The sequence below is a fragment of the Variovorax sp. AC194 genome (assembly GCF_979257995.1).
Genome location: NZ_OZ409823.1, coordinates 4,309,686 through 4,327,639 on the forward strand (window position 1 = coordinate 4,309,686; position 17,954 = coordinate 4,327,639).

A 17,954-nucleotide genomic window follows, 5' to 3' on the forward strand; every position below is an offset into this window, starting at 1 on the left:
CACCGCGCCGGAGAATTTTCAGGCTAGCCCCGAACCTACCTGCCGTCAAGGACCGCTTACCTCGCGGAGTTCTTCATCCTGATCTTCAGGAGAAGCGAGGCGCCCCCCAATGGCCTCGCGACCCGGTTCGCAATCAAGGCCACTAAATCGCGGTCGTGCGGGCGCACGCAGAAGAGTACGTTGGCGGTCCGGCAGCGAAGCGCACCGATGAAGTCCAGTGGGCTGCCTGGATTCAAGCTGTTCTATTTTTTCGAACGGACTCTTCGCAATTCTGATCCCACGCGCCCCACGCCCGCTGTTAGCCTTTGAGGAATGAAACGATGCGTTCGTCCCGATCGAACGCCTCCGAAACAACCCCCATCCCGCACATGACCGACCGCGCCCAATTCATTCGTCAACTGCCAAAGGCTGAGCTGCACATGCATCTCGAGGGCAGCATCGAGCCGCAGATGATGCTCAGCCTTGCCAAACGCAATGGCCTCAGCCTGCGCTGGCAAACCGCAGATGCGCTCCGCAGCGCCTATGAGTTTTCGAACCTGCAAGATTTCCTGAATCTGTACTTCGAAGGCTGCAAGGTGCTGGTGCAGCAGCAAGATTTTTACGACATCACGCGCGCCTACCTGCGCCGGTGCGCCGCGGACAACGTGCTGCATGCCGAGATGTTCATCGGCCCGCAGAGCTTTACCGAGCGAGGCGTGACGATCCGCGCTCTGATGGACGGCGTGCTGGGTGCCATGGACGATGCACGGCGCGAAGATGGCGTGAGTTCGGGTCTTCTCATCAGCGCCCATCGCCACCGCACCGAAGCAGATGCCTTTGCGCTCCTGGACAGCATCGCGCCCTGGCAAGACCGCATCGCGGGCGTCGGCATGGGCGGCCCCGAAGTGGGGAACCCACCGTCGAAGTTCGTGAACTTCTTCGCCGAGTGCAAGCGCCGTGGGTTCAAGACCTCCATTCACGCCGGAGAAGAAGGCCCCGCCGCATATGTTCGCGAGGCCGTCGAGCTGCTGGATGTCGATCGGATCGATCATGGCAACGCGGCCCTGGGCGATCCTTCATTGGTCGAACTGTTGAGGGCACGAGCAATCCCCTTGACCGTGTGCCCACTGTCCAATCTCCGTCTGAAAGGCGTGAGTTCGCTTACCGAGCATCCGCTGCGCGAGATGCTGCAGAAGGGCCTGTTCGCGACGGTCAATTCGGACGATCCGCCCTACTTCGGCGGCTACGTCAACGAGAACCTGATCGAGGTCCAGCGCAGCCTGGACCTTGGCCGCGACGACATCATCACGCTGGCGAAAAACAGTTTTCGTGCTGCGTTCATCGACGAGGCCGACAAGGCGCGCTATCTGTCGCTCATCGACCAATACGTGAAGCAGAACGCGCACTTCTGACCGCCGCGCACTGCACAGCAGTGCGTTCGACCTCGCCGAACTTCCTGCATCGCCCCCGGCCGGTGGGCGCATCGCATTCCCATGCACAGCTTTTCCGATCCGGGCACCGAGACAGCCCGGTTTCAGCGGCGCGTTGCCGTCGCGCGCGCGCTCACGTTGATCTGTTTCGGGCTCATCGCTGCCCGGCTTTTCTACCTGCAGGTCCGGGAGCATTCGTCCCTCAGCGCCAAAGCCGAACGCAACAGCACGGCCATCGTTCCCATCGCTCCGGAGCGGGGCCTGATCTTCGACCGGCAAGGCGTGGTGCTGGCGGCGAACAAGCCTGTGTTCTCACTCGAGATCACGCCGGCAAAGACGCAAGGCGGTCTCGACGCGCTCTTGAGCAGCCTCGCCGAGTTGGTCCGGATCGAAGCACGCGACATCAGTCGCTTTCGAACGCTGCTGGCGGAATCGAAGGGGCTGAATCCGATCCCGCTGCGCACGATGCTCAGCGAAGAAGAGATCGCGATCGTCTCCGCGCAACGCTTCCGTTTTCCGGGCGTGGAGATCAACGCACGAAGTCTTCGAACCTATCCTTTCGGCCCGCTTGCAAGCCACGCGCTGGGCTACATAGGCCGCATCAACGACGCAGACCGCCGCGCGCTCGAAGACGCCGAACCGGCGCGCCAGAACTACCTCGGCTCGGACCACATCGGCAAGCTGGGCATCGAGCAACGCTATGAACCCCAACTGCACGGCACCACAGGATTCGAGAGGATGGAGACCGCGGCGTCCGGTCAAGCCATGCGCAGCCTGTCGGTGCAGGCAGCCCGCGCGGGCCAGGGCGTGCAGCTCGCGCTCGATATTCGATTGCAGCGGCTCGTCGAACTTCTGCTGGGCAACCGCCGCGGTGCGGCCGTGGTGCTGGACCCGCGCAACGGGGATGTGCTGTCCTTTGCGAGCACGCCCACATTCGATCCCAACATCTTCGTCACCGGCGTCGATCGGGACACGTGGAAGGCATTGAACGAATCGCCCGATCGTCCGCTGCTCAACCGCGCTTTTCGCGGCACCTATCCGCCTGGCTCGACCTACAAGCCTTTCATGGCCATGGCCTCGCTGCAACTGGGAAAGCGCGCTCCGGGTGTCCTCATCAACGATCCCGGCTACTGGGACTTCGGTAACCATCGATTCCGCAGCCACGAAGGTGGCCTGGGTCCGATGAACCTGTTCACCAGCCTGGTCCATTCAAGCAACGTGTACTACTACACGCTGGCCAACGAGATGGGCGTCGAGACCATCCACGACTTCATGTCGCCCTTCGGTTTCGGACAGCCGACGGGCATCGACCTGGACGGCGAGGTTCGCGGCGTGCTGCCCAACCAGGCGTGGAAGCGAAAGGCCTATCGCACCGCGGCGCAACAGAAATGGCGGGCCGGCGAGACGATCTCCCTGGGCATCGGCCAGGGGTACAACAACTTCACCATCCTGCAACTCGCGACCGCCACGGCTGCCCTGGCCAACAACGGCCTCCTCCACACTCCCCGCATGGTGACGGGGCTGCAAGACCCCGACACGCACGCGATCCATCCGACCGAACCGCCGGCGCCGCGCGACCTGAAGCTGCGACCCGAGAACCTGGCGCTCGTGCGCGACGCGCTCATCGGCGTGACGGTGCAGGGCACCGCGAGAAAGTCGTTCCTCGGGGCCAGGTACGTCAGTGCGGGGAAAACCGGCACCGCGCAAGCGGTGACGATCAAGCAAGGTCACCGCTACAACGCCGCGCGCATGCAGGAACAGGAACGCGATCACGGGCTCTACATGGGCTTTGCGCCCGCCGGCGCACCGCGTGTCGCGGTCGCGGTGATCGTCGAGAACGCCGGCGGCGGCGGACAGGTCTCCGCGCCCATCGCGCGGCGCATCTTCGACTACCTGCTCGAAGGCGAATACCCCAGCGAGGAGGACATCGAAGCCGTGCAGCAGGGCATCGGCACCACACCGCGCGGAAAGCCCGTGCGCGTGGAAGACGTCAGCTGGCCCGAGGGCATGGCGCTTCATCCGGACGACATCCCGCCTCGATAACCTGCGTCAGCCCGAGGGCGCTGAGCACCGGCGGCCCGGGCAACGATCCTGAACTTCGAAGCCCGCCATCCCCTTGCATGCCCGTGCTGCGGCGATGATCGTTACCGATCGGAAAAGGGGTCAGTCGTCCGCCGTAGCGCGCCGCACCGCCTCTTGCAGGTGCTCGAGAAAGATGCGCACCGCCACCGGGAGATTGCGGTCCGTGTGCACGCAGATGTTGAGCGGCCACTTCTCGACACCCCTGCCCCGCAGCGGCACGTACTTCAGGCCGCGCGGCGGCGTCGGACCACCGAAGTATTTGTTGACGATGGCCACGCAAAGCCCCGTGGCGGCCGACGCGCGCATCAACTCGAAGGAGTTCGTCACCATGACGCCGCGCGGCTTGATCTTCGCCTTTGCGAACATCCGCACATAGCTGCCGCGGATGGTCAGCGTTTCATCCGGCAGTGCCATCTCCTCATCGCCGCACTCGCTGATGTCCACGAACTCGCGCTTGGCGAAAGGATGGCTTCCCGAGACGAGAAGGCATGGCTTGATGAACCGTTGCTCCACGACCGTGACGTCGAACGTGTCGGGGCTGATGTACGACAGCGAAATGTCGAGCTCGTCCTTCGACAGCTGTTCCACCAGCCTGGACCCTCCGGCCACCACGACCTCGAAATTGATGCCCGGGTACTGCGTGTGGAAGGTCCGCAGGAACTGCGGAAGAAACTCCCTCGTGAAGGACTCCGATATGCCCAGCCGCACCGTCCCGCGCTGCAGGGTCTGGATGGACCGGATGTCCGTCCTGACCTGGTCCAGCCCGTTCTCCACGGTGCGCGCGTAGGCCAGCACGACCTCGCCGGCCGAGGTGAGCTTCATCACCTTCTGGCCGCGGTGCCGCTCGAAGAGCGGGCTGCCCAGGTCTTCTTCCAGCAGGTGGATCTGGCGCGATATGGCGGATGCTGCAACGTGCAGTTCCTCTGCCGCGCGCCGGATGGACCCCACCCGCGCGACGCCTGCGAAATACCGCAACCCAATGCTGTTGATCAAGGAAAAAGACCTCCGACGATGTCTGCGCTTCTGCGCGGCCTGCAAATCTTATACAGGACACAAAGCAAACCTTGTGCCGTCTGCCAAAGATCGCAACGCTGCGCGAGCCCTCGATCCACCGCGCCTGGGGCGTGCGCCCAGAGGCCGCATCCACGGACGCGATCAGACGTGATCAGACGTTCCTACGCGCGATAGCCGCGACCGTCGGCAGCTTCCAGCCGCCGCTTGAAAGCATTCCATTCCCGTGCGTGCGGATCAGCCTGCGAGGCGTTCGCGCCGCCCTTCTCGAACTGCAATGCGGTCTTCTCGGACACTTCGGGCGACAGCGGCCGCACCGCCTGGCCGGAAGACTGGATGGCGAGCTGCACCCGGCATGCCCGCTCCAGATTGAACATGAGGATGAATGCTTCCGCGACGGACCGCCCCACCGTCAACAATCCGTGATTGCGCAGGATCAGCGCCTTGGCCTTGTCCCCGAGGCTCGCCACCAGCCTCGCCCGCTCGTCCAGATCGAGCGCCAGCCCTTCGAAGTCGTGGTAGGCCACCCGGCCGTAGAACTGCAAGGCCCACTGGTTCGTCGTCTGAAGGCCATCGCGCAGCGACGCCACCGCCATGCCGCCCACCGTGTGCGTATGCATCACGCAGGCTGCGTCGTGCCGCGCCGCGTGGACCGCGCTGTGGATCGTGAAGCCCGCGGCATTGACTTCGCTCTCGCTGGCGTCCACCTTGTTGCCATCCAGATCGATCTTGACCAGCGAAGACGCCGTCACCTCGCTGAACAGCAGGCCGAAGGGATTGATCAAGAAATGATCATGCCGGCCGGGCACACGCACCGAGAGATGCGTGTAGATGGCGTCGTCCATTCCGAACAACGCGAACAGACGGTAGGCGGCGGCCAGGTCCTCTCGCACCGCCTGCTCGCTGCGTTCGCGCTGTTCGCCTGAAACAGCATCGTGCTGCGTGGTGCTCATGACTGCGTTCTCGGTGTTCATGACCCGCACCCTCAGGCCTGCGCGAAGCGGCTCGCGGCGCGCTTCTCGACGGCGATCTTCGGCGCGATGGCCCGCGCATGCGTTCCCTTGCCGATGATCCCCGCACCATCTTCGGCCCACACCTCGAAGAGGAAGAGAGGCCCCTTCTTCTCCAGGAACCTCGCGTGCGCGGTGATCTTCTGGCCGACCGGCGTCGGCGCGAGATGCTCCAGCTCCACCTTCGCACCGACGGAGAGTTGCCCTTCCGCAAGAAGCGGCCGGAGTACCTTTGCCGCGGCACGCTCGAGCTGCGCGAGCAGCCACGGCGTCGAGAAGACCTCGGGAAAGAACTCGCCGGGCTCGGAAGAAAGGCCGGCGGCGAGATGGGTTTCGGTGACCGTGACGTCGACCGATGCGTGTGCGTTTTCTTGAAGTTGTTCCATGGCTTGAGGTCCTGTGTGTAGAGAGGGGAAGAAGCCCCTCGGATCAGCGCGCGCCGGCTTCAGGCACCGACGATTTTTTCGGCTTCATGGTTGACCCAGAAAACCACCTTGCGCTTGATGAGATCGACGGCGCCGTGCAGCAGGATGCCCATCACGGAAAGGATGATGAGAATGGCGAACACACCCGCGGTGTCCATCGAGAAATTGCGCTGCAGGATCAGGTAGCCCAGCCCGGCTTGCGAGCCCACGAACTCGCCGACGATGGCACCGATCACGGCCAGCACGATGCCCACGTCGAGGCCGACGAAGATGTACGGAAGGGCATTGGGTACCTTCACGTACTTGAAGGTCTGCCAACGCGAACCGGTGAACGCGGTGATCAGGTCGATCTGCTCCCGAGGCGAGGAGCGCAGACCGACGATCGTGTTCGCCAGCACCGGGAAGAACACGATGGTGGCGGTGATGACGATCTTGGACGTGACGCCGAAGCCGAACCAGATCACGAACAACGGCGCGATGGCGACCTTGGGAATGGTCTGGAAGGCCACCACGTACGGATAGAGCGTTCGCTCCACCAAGGTGAACTGTCCGATCAGGGCGCCCAGAACGAGGCCGAACAACGCGCCGACAAAAAAGCCCACGAGCGTTTCGTACAAGGTCACGCCGGTGTGCCACACGAAGGTGTTGTCGGCCAGGCCGTTCCACAAGGAGATCACCGTTGCGGTCGGCGACGGAACCACGAGGGACGAGACTTCGAGAAGCCTGACCGCGAGTTCCCACCCGCCGATGATGACGATGAACAGGAGGATGGAGAGCGGGCGCTCGGGCTTGCGGCCAAGAAGCCCCGGGCCGCCGCGTTTTGGCGTGCTGGTGGTGGTCATGCGTCGAGCGCTCCTTGTGAACTGAAATACTTGCGGATGTGAGAGACCACCTCCCCGAACGGCGCCGAGTTGATCATCTCCAACCTGCGTTCCGCCGGCAGGTCGACGTTGAGGATTTCGGTGATCCGCCCCGGACGCGGCGACATCACGATGACCCGGTCCGCCAGGAACACCGCCTCGGGAATGCTGTGTGTCACGAGCAGCACGGTCTTCTTGCTGGCGGCGCGAATGCGCAGCAGGTCGAGGTTCATGTTCTCGCGCGTCATGGCATCCAGCGCACCGAAGGGTTCGTCCATGAGCAGCAGCGCCGGATCGTGGGCCAGCGCCCGTGCGATCCCCACGCGCTGCTGCATGCCGCCCGACAGTTCATTGGGGTACTTGTCCTCGAATCCGGCGAGCCCGACCATGGCCAGGTACTTCCTGGCGTCGGCGCGGTTCGCATCCGTGATGGCGCCATGCAGCTGGCTCGGCAGCAGGATGTTCTCGAACACCGTGCGCCACGGCAAAAGTACCGGCGCCTGGAACACCACGCCGATCTGGCGATTCGGACCGTCGATCGGACGTCCGTCGATCTCGACCGAGCCGGACGTGCGACGCAGGATGCCCGCAAGAATCTTCAGCAACGTCGATTTGCCGCAACCGCTGGGGCCCACCACCGTGATGAACTCTCCGTCGGCCACCGAAAAATTGACGTCGGACAGCGCGTGGATCTCGTTCCCCTCGCGTGTCGCGTACATCTTGTTCAGGCCTGAAACATGAATCATCGGATCTCCTCAAGCAGCGTTGGTGCGAGCGTTGTCGCCGGACCGGGAAGCGGTCCCGGGTAAAGCGAAGCGCTCGTCTCGCCACTTGAACGCAGCCTTCATGCCATCGCGCCCCATGCGTTCGAAGAATTCCTTCGCTTCGTCCGACTCCGACATCAAGACCTGGGTGAAGATCTCCGCGCCGTACTCGATCGCCGGCTGGAACCCGCGCAGCTCGTAGGAGCGATTGAGTCCGAGCTTGTTGAGCTCGACCGCCGGCGGAGGCAGCTTCGCGAGCCGCAGCGCGGTGTTCATCGCCTCGGCGCGAAGCTGGTCGGCAGGCACCACGCGGTTCGCGATGCCAAGGCGCACCGCGTCCTCGGCCGACACCCGATCGCCGAAGAGCAGAAACTCCTTGGCGCTTTTCATTCCCATGATCCAGGGCGTGATGTTGAAGGGCGGCGCGGACTGGAACTGGATCTCCGGCTCGCCGAACACCGCCGCCTCCGAGGCAAGCGTGTAGTCGCAGACCATGGACAGGTCGCACCCTCCGCCAAGCGCGAAGCCGTTCACGGCCGCGATCACCGGCAGGCGCGACTTCCAGATTCGCCACCACGTGTCGTTCCCGAGCTTCACGTGACCGCGCCAGTCCTGCACGCTCGTGAACGGCTTGTCGCGCGGCGCGAGATCGAAGCCCGCGCAGAAGGCCCTGCCCTGCCCCGTGATGATCAGCACGCGCACGCCGGTGTCGTTCTCCAGCATGTCGAGGGCGTGCTGCATGTCGATCAGGATCTGATCGTTCAGCGAGTTCATCTTGTCCGGCCTGGCGAGCTCGAGCGTCGCCACCGTGTTCTCGATGCTCAGTTCGATGCATTCATATTTCATTTTTGCTTGTCTCCTGGTTTTTCGATGCAGGCACCTTCGGCGCGGCTATTGCCGAGCCTTCGGGATCACCAGCGCGTCCAGCACCACCGCACCTTGGCCTTGCGCGAGGACTGCGACGGGATTCAGGTCGATGGCTTCGATCTCGTTGGCGTAGACCACTGCAATGTCGGACAGCCGTTCCAGCGTTCTTGCCAACGCGTCACGGTCCGCCACGACACCGCCTCGGTAACCGGCCAGCAACTTGCCCAGCCGCGTCTGGTCGATCAGCGCGGCGGCGGTCTTCACGTCCACCGGCGCGAGCTCGAACGTGGCGTCCTGCAGGATCTCGACCAGCACGCCGCCGGCGCCGACCACGACACCCGGTGCAAAGGGTCGATGCGTCACGACACCCAGGATGGCTTCGACACCACCGCGAACCATCTGCTGCACCAGCACGCCGGCAACCCGCGCTTCGGGCGCCTTCTTTGCAACGCTGTCCAGGATCTGACGGTATGCCGCTCGCACAGCGGCTGCGTCCGGTAGATCGACGACGACGCCACCTACTTCGCTCTTGTGGGGAAGGTCCGCGGATTCGATCTTCAGCACCACGGGATACCCGATGGCATCGGCGTTTGCAACGGCGTCTTCCTCGCTCGATGCCAAGCGCTCAGCGGTCACGCGGATTCCGTGCGCCTCCAGGAACGACTTGCTCTCCCGCTCGGTCAGCGGCTCCGCGGATTCGAAGCGGCGCGCCCATTGCTGTTGACGTTCAATACCCGGCGTCTTGGGAATGACCTCGGTGGCGATGAACGCCGCATGGTCCACCAGATGCTTGATGGCACGCAGCGCATTGCGCATTCCGCACAGCGTGGGCACTTCGCTCAACGGCGCGAGCACGGCCGGATGAATCCTGGCGGACAGGTTGTTGAAGAACACGACGGGCTTGCGCGCCCGCGCGCTGCGTTCGGCCACGGTGATCGCGAGCTTCTCGTAGATCGACGCCTGGTCTTCCCCCATGGAGGCCGGGCAATCCTGCGACACGGCAACGATATGGATCGCAGGATCGTTCAGCAGCGCGTCCAGGCAGTCGCCGTACATCCGGGTGTCGAACACACCGACACCCGTTGCATCGAGCGGATTGCGCGGAGCGCCGAACGCGGGGAGCACGGTCTTGAGGTGCGCCACGGTCGCATCGTTCAATTCCGGCAGATCCAGTCCGCAGCGCTCGGCGATGTCGCAGGTCATCGACAGTTCGCCGCCGCTCACATTGAGAACGCCGAGTCCCGCGCCCTGCGGCATCGAGCCGATCGTGGAAAACAGCGCGACGGTCTCGACCAGTTCGTCGTAGTCTTCGACCAGGGTGACGCCGTGGCGCCTGAAGAATGCCAGCAGCGCCGTGTCGGAGCTCGCGATCGCACCGGTGTGCGCGGCGCTCGCGGCAGCACCGGACACGGACCGGCCGACCTTCAATGCCACGATCGGCTTGCCCGCCTTTCGCATCTGCGCGGCGGCGCGTGCGAAGGCCGAAGGATCGCGCAACGTCTCCACGAAGAGCGCGGCGACCTTGGTGCGCGGGTCTTGCGCCACATAGTCGAGGTACTCGGGAATATCGGTCACCGCCCCGTTGCCCAACGACACCAGGTGGCTGAACTTGAAGCGGTTCAGGCTGCTCAAGGCGATGCATGCAGAACCCGAATGCGAGATGAGCGCGATGTCGCCCGCCTCCAGCCCCGCCGGCACGGCAGCGCTGTACAACGCCACGCCGTTCTCGACACTGAAGATTCCCAGGCAATTGGGTCCGCAAAGATTGATCTGGTTGTCGCGGCAGAAGGTGCTGATCTCCACCTGCAGAGCCGCCCCTTGTTCTCCGGTCTCGGCGAACCCGCTTGCGTACAACACCGCGCTGCGCGCACCGGCGGCATGCGCGTTCTTGAGGGCATCGAGGGCCTTGTCCGCGCCCAGCGCGATCACCACGCAATCCACCGATCCGGACAACGCCGTCAGGTCGCGATGGCATGCCAGACCCAGCACGGAATCGGCGCTGGGATGAATGGGATAGATGGCCCCGGCATACCCGACGCGCAGGAGATTCTTGATCACGGTATTGCCCATCGCCTCGGGTCGCGGCGACGCGCCCAACACCGCGATGGACTTGGGATTCATGAGCGTGGACAGGTAATGCAAAGAGGGGCTCCTACGGGCTTGAGAGGCATCGCTCGATCGCCGCGTGAGATGCGGCACCGATGTCGAGAACCGCGACTCTAGGGAGCGCACATGTGCGGGTCAATCACAGATTTTCGGCATCCGCGTACTAATTTTTGACACACACCAGGAGCGCTCGAACACTAGAATTTTTGTTCACCGAGGAGCGCTGCAACGATCACGCCCGCCACTGCGCGAGCTGCGATCCGTCAGGCTCGGAAGACTGCCCGAACCGGCATCCTTAACTGCGCTCACCGACAGAGTGCGGTGAGCCCCCGGTGTTCATCTCGCTCTGACGACAACCCATCACAAGGAGCAAGAGATGAGCGAAAGATTGACATCGAGCCCAACCGGCGATCACGTCGTGGCGGACATCGCGTTGGCCGGCTGGGGCCACAAGGAACTGCGCATCGCGGAGACGGAGATGCCGGGCCTCATGGCCATCAGAAACGAGTTCCTAGAGCAGCAGCCGCTCAAGGGCGCACGCATCGCCGGGTCCCTGCACATGACCATCCAGACCGGCGTTCTCATCGAGACGCTGCAAGCGCTGGGCGCCACCGTGCGCTGGGCGTCGTGCAACATCTTCTCGACGCAGGACCACGCCGCGGCGGCGGTGGCTTCGAAGGGAACTCCCGTCTTCGCCTTCAAGGGCGAAACGATGGAGGAGTACTGGGACTACACCCACCGGATCTTCGAGTTCGGAGGGCCTCGCGGCGAACCTGAAGAAGGCCCCAACCTGATCCTTGACGACGGTGGCGATGCGACCACGCTGATGCACCTGGGCAGCCGCGCAGAAAAGGATCGCAGCGTGATCTCGCAGCCGGCCACTTCGGAGGAGCGCATCCTCTTCGCAGCCATCGAGAAGAAGCTGGCCACGGACCCCACGTGGTACAGCCGCCGTCTGCGTCACATCATCGGCGTGACCGAAGAAACGACCACCGGTGTCTTCAGGCTCAACGACATGAGCATCAAGGGCGAACTCGCCATCCGCGCCATTGCCGTGAACGACTCCGTGACCAAGAGCAAGTTCGACAACACCTATGGCTGCCGGGAGTCGCTGGTCGATGCGATCAAGCGCGCGACCGACGTCATGATCGCCGGAAAGATTGCCGTGGTGGCCGGCTTCGGCGGCGTCGGCAAGGGCTCCGCGCAGGCGCTGCGCGCCCTCAGCGCCCAGGTCTGGGTGACGGAGATCGATCCCATCAATGCGCTGCAGGCGGCCATGGAGGGCTACCGCGTCGTGACCATGGACGAGGCGGCAAGCCAGGCGGACATCTTCGTCACAGCGACCGGCAACCGCGACGTCATCACCTTCGAACACATGAAGCGCATGAAGGACCAGGCGATCGTCTGCAACATCGGGCACTTCGACAACGAGATCGACGTGGCGTCGCTCGAGGCCTGCCAATGGGACGAGATCAAGCCGCAGGTGGACCATGTGATCTTCCCCGATGGAAAGCGGATCATCCTGCTCGCCAAGGGCCGCCTCGTGAACCTGGGGTGCGCGACGGGCCACCCCAGCTTCGTCATGTCCGCCAGCCTTGCGAACCAGACGCTGGGACAGATCGAGCTTTTCACAAGACAGGCGGCCTATGAAAAAGGCAAGGTCTACGTGCTGTCCAAGCTCCTGGACGAAAAGGTCGCGAAGCTGCATCTTGCAAAGCTGGGCGCGCAGTTGACGGAGCTCTCCGACGCGCAGGCCGCCTACATCGGCGTGAGCAAGACGGGCCCGTTCAAGCCCGAGGCCTACCGCTACTAGGGCACGTGCTGCACGTGCTGCACGTGCTGCACATAGCCTTTGCCCGGCGATGTGCGGCAAGTGCTTCGTCGATCAGTCAGCGGTCGGCGGCAACCGAACGCACCGCCGTGCGCAGGTGCTCCACGAAGATGCTTGCGGCCGCGGGCAGGTCGCGATCGGCATGGATGCTGACGTTCAGCGGCCAGCGATCCAGCCCCTGCCCGCGCAGCGGCACATAGGTCATCCCCGCGGGCGCTTCGTGATCGCCGAAGTACCTGTCCACGACGGCAATCGTCAGACCCGCGCCCGCCGACGCGCGCATCAGCTCGAACGAATTGGTGACCAGCAACCCACGCGGGCGAATCCTGGCTTTCGCGAACATGCGAACGTAGCTTTCCCGAATGGTCAGCGACGCATCGGGCAATGCGATGTCTTCGCCGGCGCACTCCGCAACATCGACGAACTCCCGCTGCGCGAACGGATGGCTGCGCGCCACCAGCAAGCAAGGCGTTGTCATGGCCTGTTCGACCACAGAGACATTGAAGGCGTCCGGCGTGATGTACGACAGGGACACGTCGATGTCGTGATTGGCCAGCATTGCAGTGAGCTTGTTGCCGCCCGCGACGATGACCTCGAACACGATGCCCGGGTACGCGGCATGAAAGCGATGCAGGAACTGGGGAACGAACTCCCGCGTGAAGGATTCGGAAATGCCGAACCGGACCTTGCCGGTCCGGATGGTCTTGAGCGACCGGATATCGTCGCGAACCGCGTCCAGGCCCGCTTCGATGCTCTTCGCATAGTTCAGCACCACCTGGCCTTCGGCCGTGAGCTTGAGACCCTTGTGCCCCCGGTGCCGCTCGAGCAGTTCGGCGCCCAGTTCCTCCTCCAGCAACTGGATCAGCCGGGAGATCGCGGAGGCCGCCACTTGCAATTCTTCCGCGGCGCGGCGTATCGAACCCGACCTCGCAACGGCCACGAAGTATTTGAGCGCGTTGCTGCTCACCGGGCGCAGCTCCGCCTTTCGCCGGCCCTGCGGCCCGACGGACGCCGGACCCGTCGCAGTCACCAGTTCGCGCACTTTTCGGCGGCCTGCCGGATCGCCGATGCATCGAACTGATTGGCTCTCCGATAGAAATCCGCGTCGGCAATCATCAGTGCGCTTGCCGGCACCGCGCGGCTGACCTGGCCCGACTTGCGCATGAATTGCTCCAACCGGGACACCGCGGCTGCGTCGACGTTGCCCCAGTATTTTCCGCCGTTGACCTTGTATGCGTCGCGGAAGGAATCGAGCTGGGCCTTGAGCAGATTGGCATCCCACTGCGCCAGCACCGACGGCTCCACCTGCCCCGTGGGCTTCGTGTTGGGCCAGGATTTCCACTGGATTCGGCGAACGCAGTCGGGGTTGGCAAATGCAAACTCGGAAGCTTTCGCCATGCCGCGTGCGATGGCTTCCACCATCTTGGGGTCCGATTCGATCGTCTTGGACATCGCCGCGATGCTGAAGTCGGGCAAGGCACGCCAGTCTTCGCCGCGCAGGTAGCGCATCTTCAAGCCCGCGTTCTCGAAGCCCGCCATGGCAGAGGCCCAGAACATCAGGCCCTGTACACGCCCGCTCTTGAGCGCGTCGATGGCCGGTGCGCCCGCGCCGGTGGCGATGAACTGGACATCCTTGTCCGGATCGATGCCCTTCTCCTTGAGGTAGGCGCGCAGGATGGCGACCCCGCCCGACCCCAGGCCGAACACGCCGATGGTCTTGCCCTTGAAATCGGTGATCGAGCGCAGGGGCGAATCTTCGAGCACGCCGATGCTCCAGTCGACCACGCCGTTGTTCACGACGAGCTTGACCGGCTGGCTGTTGAGCGACTGCGCCTGCACCGCGACGCTCGCGTTGATCTGCGCGAAATCCGCCTGGCCTGCAATCAGCAGCGCGATGGTCTGTGCCGGCGGCGCCAACGGAATGAGTTCGACGTCGTAGCCTTCGTCGCGCCAATAGCCGAGCGCCAGGGGAAGGTTCAGCGTCGGATAGGAGATGTTGAGAACCTGCGTCCCCACCACGATCCGCACCTTCTTCCTCGGCGTTTGCGCCTCTGCGTGCGTGACCGTGAGCATCGCGACGGCTCCCACCAAGATGCCGATCCATCTGACTGCGCTTTTGAACATTTGCTTCACCTGTGAGGAAATCGGATCGACCAGAACTGGTCCCGGCCGGCCATCGGTTCTGCCTTGCGTTCCGTTGGCGCGAAGGAAGCTTGAAAGCCATTGCGCAACAGCGAAGAGACATCGCCATCCGACAGCTGAAGTGCGGACGCGACGGGCATGAGGCTCTCGTTCATGCGCGGGGGATGGCTCTTTGGGGAGGCCGCCACGCATCGATGATTTCGTCTGCGTCGCCTCGCCGGCCTGTTGGGGTGGGTTCATTTCACAATCCTAGGGATTGTGAAAGGTGCCCGGGTTAGCATTTTTCGGTGGCCGTGTTCGCAAAAGTCGCACACCTGCGAAGACCTCGGCAACCGGTCGGCTCGTTCCGTGAAAGTTCTGTCGCCATGGTTGGCCGTGATGTTGAGCCGCCAGGAGCGACAGAAACCCGGAGCCGCGATCGCGCAGGTCTTCAGCTCCCGGTCGCGCCCGCGCAGAGCCATTGCGACGGCGAGCTCTGGTCGAAGGCGCGTTGGGCGTGGGTCGCGTTGGTTGCGTCGCCTCCGCGGTGGTTCGCGGTGCCGCCTGCAGCGACGTTCACCGTCGCGCGACCGGTGTGGCGCTGTCCGACGGAGAACTGTCGCTCGTTCCAGCGGAGTTGCTCGCCGTCACGGTGTAGTAGTAGGTGGTGCCGTTGACCACGGAGGTGTCCGTGTAGCTGCTGCCCGCAACGCCGGACGCGACGGCCTCGTAGGGTCCGCCGCTGAAGGCGGAGCGGCCGACCGTGTAGCCGGTGGCCCCGAAGGATGCCTGCCAGCGCAGCGGGACGGCGCCATCGCCCGGCGAGGCCAGCAACATGGCGGGAGCCGCGGGGACGACGCTCGGCGCACCGCTGTCGCCACCGGTGACCTGCACGTTGCTGAAGACGCTGTTGTTCAGCTTGCCCGTGACCGAAGAGACCACCAATCCAACATAGACCGTGTCGGGAACGGGAGCGTCGATGCGGCCGACATCGGTGGCGGCCCAATTGGTGCCATCGGGAGAAACGTAGCCGGTGATGATGTTCCCGATGCGCTCGAGCTTCACCCAGTGAGTGGGCCCGGCGCTCGCAACCTTGTTCGCGTAGTTCGAGCCCCCGTACACCGCCAGCTTCGTCATGTTCTGCAAGACTTCACTTTTGTAGTTCATCGCCATCCAGGCGCGCGGAGCGCCTGGTTCCAGGCTTGTGCGCATCATCACGCCCGCCACCGCGGACGGGTGGGTGTTCTCGAGCGACTCGACCTTCGCGACGATGGTGCCGTTGCCGGTGATCGCCTTGTAGGCGAAGTGGCAACTGTCGCGTTCGCCCCAGATGTCGTAGCCCGCCCCGGCCACGTTCCATTTGCCGGCGGCATAGGTGGCCGAGCCGGCCGGGCTGGCGCCACCGATGTCGGCACTGCTGAACCCCAAGGTGATCGACGCGGCCGAGGGAATGGGCAGCGCCGGCGGCGGCGTCGCCTTCGACGTGTCGGCGTCCTTCAGGAACATGAAGCTGGCGCCGTCCACCGGCATCCGGAGGCGCCTCTGCGCGATGAAGGGTGCCTGCAGGCCCTTGCGCAGCACGTAGGCGCCATAGATTTGTGTCAGCGCCAGGCTCCCGCCATTGGCGCCGTCCCAGCCGTGCCCGGTGACATCGGTGAGGTAGTAGCGATCGGTGGTGCCGAACGGAAGCGCCGGCGTGGGCACGCGCTCGTTCACCCTCGCGAAATACTCGCCCGCGGCCAAGAGGCGGTTGTCGAAATCGGAATAGATGTCGATGCCTTGGCTCCAGAGCGCCTCGGCCAGCACGGTCAGCGACTTGAGCTGCCCATAGGCATGTCCCTGGTCGCGCAGCGAGTCGCCCAGCATGCCGATGTCGTTGGAGTTGCGCAGCCCGATGTGGGCCAGCGTGCGGGTCTGATAGACGACCCTGTCCAATGTCTCGATGTCGTCGGTGTAGATCGCCATCAGCCCCAGCGCGGCGAGGGACAGTGCGCCCTTGTTGGCTGCACCGAACGAGCTTTCGCCATAGGGGTTCGCCGCCGGCATCAGCACGTCCTTGAAGTACTTCTTGACGACCGCCGTGTCGGCCTCTTTCCAGCCGGGCCAGGTGGTGCGCAGGATTTCCGCGCCGCCCACGAACTGGAGCGCGTAGTCGCCCAGGTCGAGCATCGACTCGCGCCCCGAAAACTCCGTGTGGGTGGTGGCCCACCCGAGCAGGAACTTGCGCGCGTTCACCGCGTACCGCTCGTCACGGGTGAAGTACCACATCAGCGACAGATTCGAGATCGCGACCATGTCGTTGCGCCAGGCCCAGAGGTTCTCGTCAGGGGCGCGGCTCACTTTCGCGAACGGGCCATACCCTCCGTAGCTGAGCCTGGACATGGGGCTGCCCGCCACTTGCTTGAAGCCGGACGTCCACGGCTCCCTGCCCTGGTCGATGTATGTCTTGAGCGTCGCGAGATCCGAGAGCGAGACCCCAACGCCCGGGTGCTTGATGACGCGGGCCACCGGCGTGTCTGCCGGGGCGGCGGGAATCTCCGGTGTGCCTCCCGTCGCAACGGGAACCGCGGGGGCGCCTCCCGTCGCAACGGGAACCGCTGGTGTCTCTCCTGTCGCAGCGGGGGTCTGCTGCGTGCCGCCCGGCAGGGCAAACCCCTCGCTTCCGCCACCGCAACCCGGGAGCACGACCGAGCTCAACACGAGCAACGCAGCAGCAAAGTTTTTTTTATCGAACATGGAAGCCTTCTTGGCGAATGCATGGAAAGTCGCGAAGCCCGATATGGCACCGCAAGATTTTTTCGAGGTGTTGATTTCAGCGATGAGCCTGCGATCCGCATCGGAGGATTTTCGGCGCGCGATGCGGGCCAATCCTGGCACTCATCCAAGAGTGAAATATGAGCACCGAAGTATCGATTTCCATCGGATGCGAATCCGCCCTCTTTGTGGGCCGTGGCTCAGCTGGGGACAAGGTTAAGCCTTTGGTTTTCTATTGAAGTAGGACTGCATAGATGAGGTGCGCCGCCCCGTGTTGTACCGGGCGCTGTGATCAAGAGGCCGCCCTCGCAGACGAGGCGACAGATGGGACGACTCCTCCCACCGAATCAACAGTTTCACATATGGCAACAAAATAGCAGGCACCGGATTGCACTGAAAAATGAGTGGCTGAATTTCATTTTTGGCGCAATGGCTGCCCTCGCGCGATGCTGGAGGCGCACGAGCAACCGGATCGCTCGACGGGCTCTCAGCCGAAACGATCTTTCGGGAGTGGCCTCAAGGCGGGCGCGTGTTTCATGCGGGGCGCCATAGGCCCGGCGCCGAAGCGACACCATCCACGGCTCGCGCGCTCAACCAGTTGGCGACATCGGCGCAAAGATGCCTTGGAACGGAATCGGAACCGGAGTTGTAGTTGGAGCTGGGCGGTTGGTCGGGCAGCCTTGCCGACTGGCTGCAGCCCCGCATGGGAGACGG

The 17,954-nt window shown here is 64.0% G+C and carries 13 protein-coding genes and 1 riboswitch; of the genes, 3 read left to right on the top strand and 10 right to left on the bottom strand.

What is annotated here, in order from left to right; genetic code table 11:
• The first annotated feature begins 368 nt into the window (after positions 1-368).
• Together ACZYRS_RS20585 and mrdA are read left to right on the top strand one after the other, a co-directional pair.
• Positions 369-1,391 carry an adenosine deaminase gene (locus tag ACZYRS_RS20585; protein ID WP_463420732.1) on the top strand — a complete coding sequence of 341 codons (1,023 nt, stop codon included), beginning with the start codon at positions 369-371 and terminating at the stop codon, positions 1,389-1,391.
• A gap of 81 nt (positions 1,392-1,472) precedes the next feature.
• The gene (gene mrdA, locus ACZYRS_RS20590; protein WP_463420733.1) at positions 1,473-3,452 is read left to right on the top strand and encodes a penicillin-binding protein 2; all 1,980 of its coding nucleotides are present in this window, start codon (positions 1,473-1,475) and stop codon (positions 3,450-3,452) included.
• 120 nt (positions 3,453-3,572) lie between these two features.
• Here the strand turns inward: mrdA and ACZYRS_RS20595 are convergent, their stop codons facing one another.
• The 7 genes from ACZYRS_RS20595 to ACZYRS_RS20625 all read right to left on the bottom strand — a co-directional run bounded on the left by ACZYRS_RS20595 (position 3,573) and on the right by ACZYRS_RS20625 (position 10,549).
• The gene (locus ACZYRS_RS20595; RefSeq protein ID WP_198784888.1) at positions 3,573-4,484 is read right to left on the bottom strand and encodes a LysR family transcriptional regulator; all 912 of its coding nucleotides are present in this window, start codon (positions 4,482-4,484) and stop codon (positions 3,573-3,575) included.
• Between the two features lie 182 nt (positions 4,485-4,666).
• Positions 4,667-5,455: a class II aldolase/adducin family protein gene (locus ACZYRS_RS20600; protein WP_463422515.1), complete on the bottom strand. Its 789-nt coding sequence runs from the start codon at positions 5,453-5,455 to the stop codon at positions 4,667-4,669.
• A gap of 32 nt (positions 5,456-5,487) precedes the next feature.
• A complete protein-coding gene (locus ACZYRS_RS20605; RefSeq protein ID WP_463420734.1) occupies positions 5,488-5,898 on the bottom strand; it encodes a thioesterase family protein in 411 nt (136 codons plus the stop codon).
• 59 nt (positions 5,899-5,957) lie between these two features.
• Complete coding sequence (locus ACZYRS_RS20610) at positions 5,958-6,779, bottom strand: ABC transporter permease (protein ID WP_463420735.1); 822 nt, start codon at positions 6,777-6,779, stop codon at positions 5,958-5,960.
• The gene (locus tag ACZYRS_RS20615) at positions 6,776-7,516 is read right to left on the bottom strand and encodes an ABC transporter ATP-binding protein (RefSeq protein WP_463420736.1); all 741 of its coding nucleotides are present in this window, start codon (positions 7,514-7,516) and stop codon (positions 6,776-6,778) included. The genes ACZYRS_RS20610 and ACZYRS_RS20615 overlap by 4 nt, the downstream gene beginning before the upstream one ends.
• Before the next feature lie 36 nt (positions 7,517-7,552).
• A complete protein-coding gene (locus tag ACZYRS_RS20620) occupies positions 7,553-8,368 on the bottom strand; it encodes an enoyl-CoA hydratase/isomerase family protein (RefSeq protein ID WP_463420737.1) in 816 nt (271 codons plus the stop codon).
• A gap of 84 nt (positions 8,369-8,452) precedes the next feature.
• The gene (locus tag ACZYRS_RS20625) at positions 8,453-10,549 is read right to left on the bottom strand and encodes an acetate--CoA ligase family protein (protein ID WP_463420738.1); all 2,097 of its coding nucleotides are present in this window, start codon (positions 10,547-10,549) and stop codon (positions 8,453-8,455) included.
• 194 nt (positions 10,550-10,743) lie between these two features.
• A riboswitch (S-adenosyl-L-homocysteine riboswitch) is annotated at positions 10,744-10,848 on the top strand.
• A 62-nt stretch (positions 10,849-10,910) separates the two neighbouring features.
• Between ACZYRS_RS20625 and ahcY the strand changes: the two genes are divergently transcribed.
• Complete coding sequence (gene ahcY, locus ACZYRS_RS20630; RefSeq protein WP_463420739.1) at positions 10,911-12,347, top strand: adenosylhomocysteinase; 1,437 nt, start codon at positions 10,911-10,913, stop codon at positions 12,345-12,347.
• A 76-nt stretch (positions 12,348-12,423) separates the two neighbouring features.
• Here the strand turns inward: ahcY and ACZYRS_RS20635 are convergent, their stop codons facing one another.
• The 3 genes from ACZYRS_RS20635 to ACZYRS_RS20645 all read right to left on the bottom strand — a co-directional run bounded on the left by ACZYRS_RS20635 (position 12,424) and on the right by ACZYRS_RS20645 (position 17,354).
• Positions 12,424-13,407, bottom strand: coding sequence for a LysR family transcriptional regulator (locus ACZYRS_RS20635; RefSeq protein WP_463420740.1), 984 nt, complete (start codon positions 13,405-13,407; stop codon positions 12,424-12,426).
• On the bottom strand, positions 13,392-14,747 hold the full coding sequence (locus ACZYRS_RS20640; protein ID WP_463420741.1) for an ABC transporter substrate-binding protein: 1,356 nt from the start codon (positions 14,745-14,747) through the stop codon (positions 13,392-13,394). The genes ACZYRS_RS20635 and ACZYRS_RS20640 overlap by 16 nt, the downstream gene beginning before the upstream one ends.
• 315 nt (positions 14,748-15,062) lie before the next feature.
• On the bottom strand, positions 15,063-17,354 hold the full coding sequence (locus tag ACZYRS_RS20645; protein ID WP_463420742.1) for an alginate lyase family protein: 2,292 nt from the start codon (positions 17,352-17,354) through the stop codon (positions 15,063-15,065).
• Between the last annotated feature and the right edge of the window lie 600 nt (positions 17,355-17,954).

What these genes read in the sequence shown, in the direction of transcription:
- ACZYRS_RS20585 (WP_463420732.1), top strand. Translation starts at nt 369, where the DNA reads ATGACCGACCGCGCCCAATTCATTCGTCAACTGCCAAAGGCTGAGCTG.
- mrdA (WP_463420733.1), top strand. Translation starts at nt 1,473, where the DNA reads ATGCACAGCTTTTCCGATCCGGGCACCGAGACAGCCCGGTTTCAGCGG.
- ACZYRS_RS20600 (WP_463422515.1), bottom strand. Translation starts at nt 5,455, where the DNA reads ATGAGCACCACGCAGCACGATGCTGTTTCAGGCGAACAGCGCGAACGC.
- ACZYRS_RS20605 (WP_463420734.1), bottom strand. Translation starts at nt 5,898, where the DNA reads ATGGAACAACTTCAAGAAAACGCACACGCATCGGTCGACGTCACGGTC.
- ACZYRS_RS20610 (WP_463420735.1), bottom strand. Translation starts at nt 6,779, where the DNA reads ATGACCACCACCAGCACGCCAAAACGCGGCGGCCCGGGGCTTCTTGGC.
- ACZYRS_RS20615 (WP_463420736.1), bottom strand. Translation starts at nt 7,516, where the DNA reads ATGTACGCGACACGCGAGGGGAACGAGATCCACGCGCTGTCCGACGTC.
- ACZYRS_RS20625 (WP_463420738.1), bottom strand. Translation starts at nt 10,549, where the DNA reads ATGAATCCCAAGTCCATCGCGGTGTTGGGCGCGTCGCCGCGACCCGAG.
- ahcY (WP_463420739.1), top strand. Translation starts at nt 10,911, where the DNA reads ATGAGCGAAAGATTGACATCGAGCCCAACCGGCGATCACGTCGTGGCG.
- ACZYRS_RS20640 (WP_463420741.1), bottom strand. Translation starts at nt 14,747, where the DNA reads ATGAACCCACCCCAACAGGCCGGCGAGGCGACGCAGACGAAATCATCG.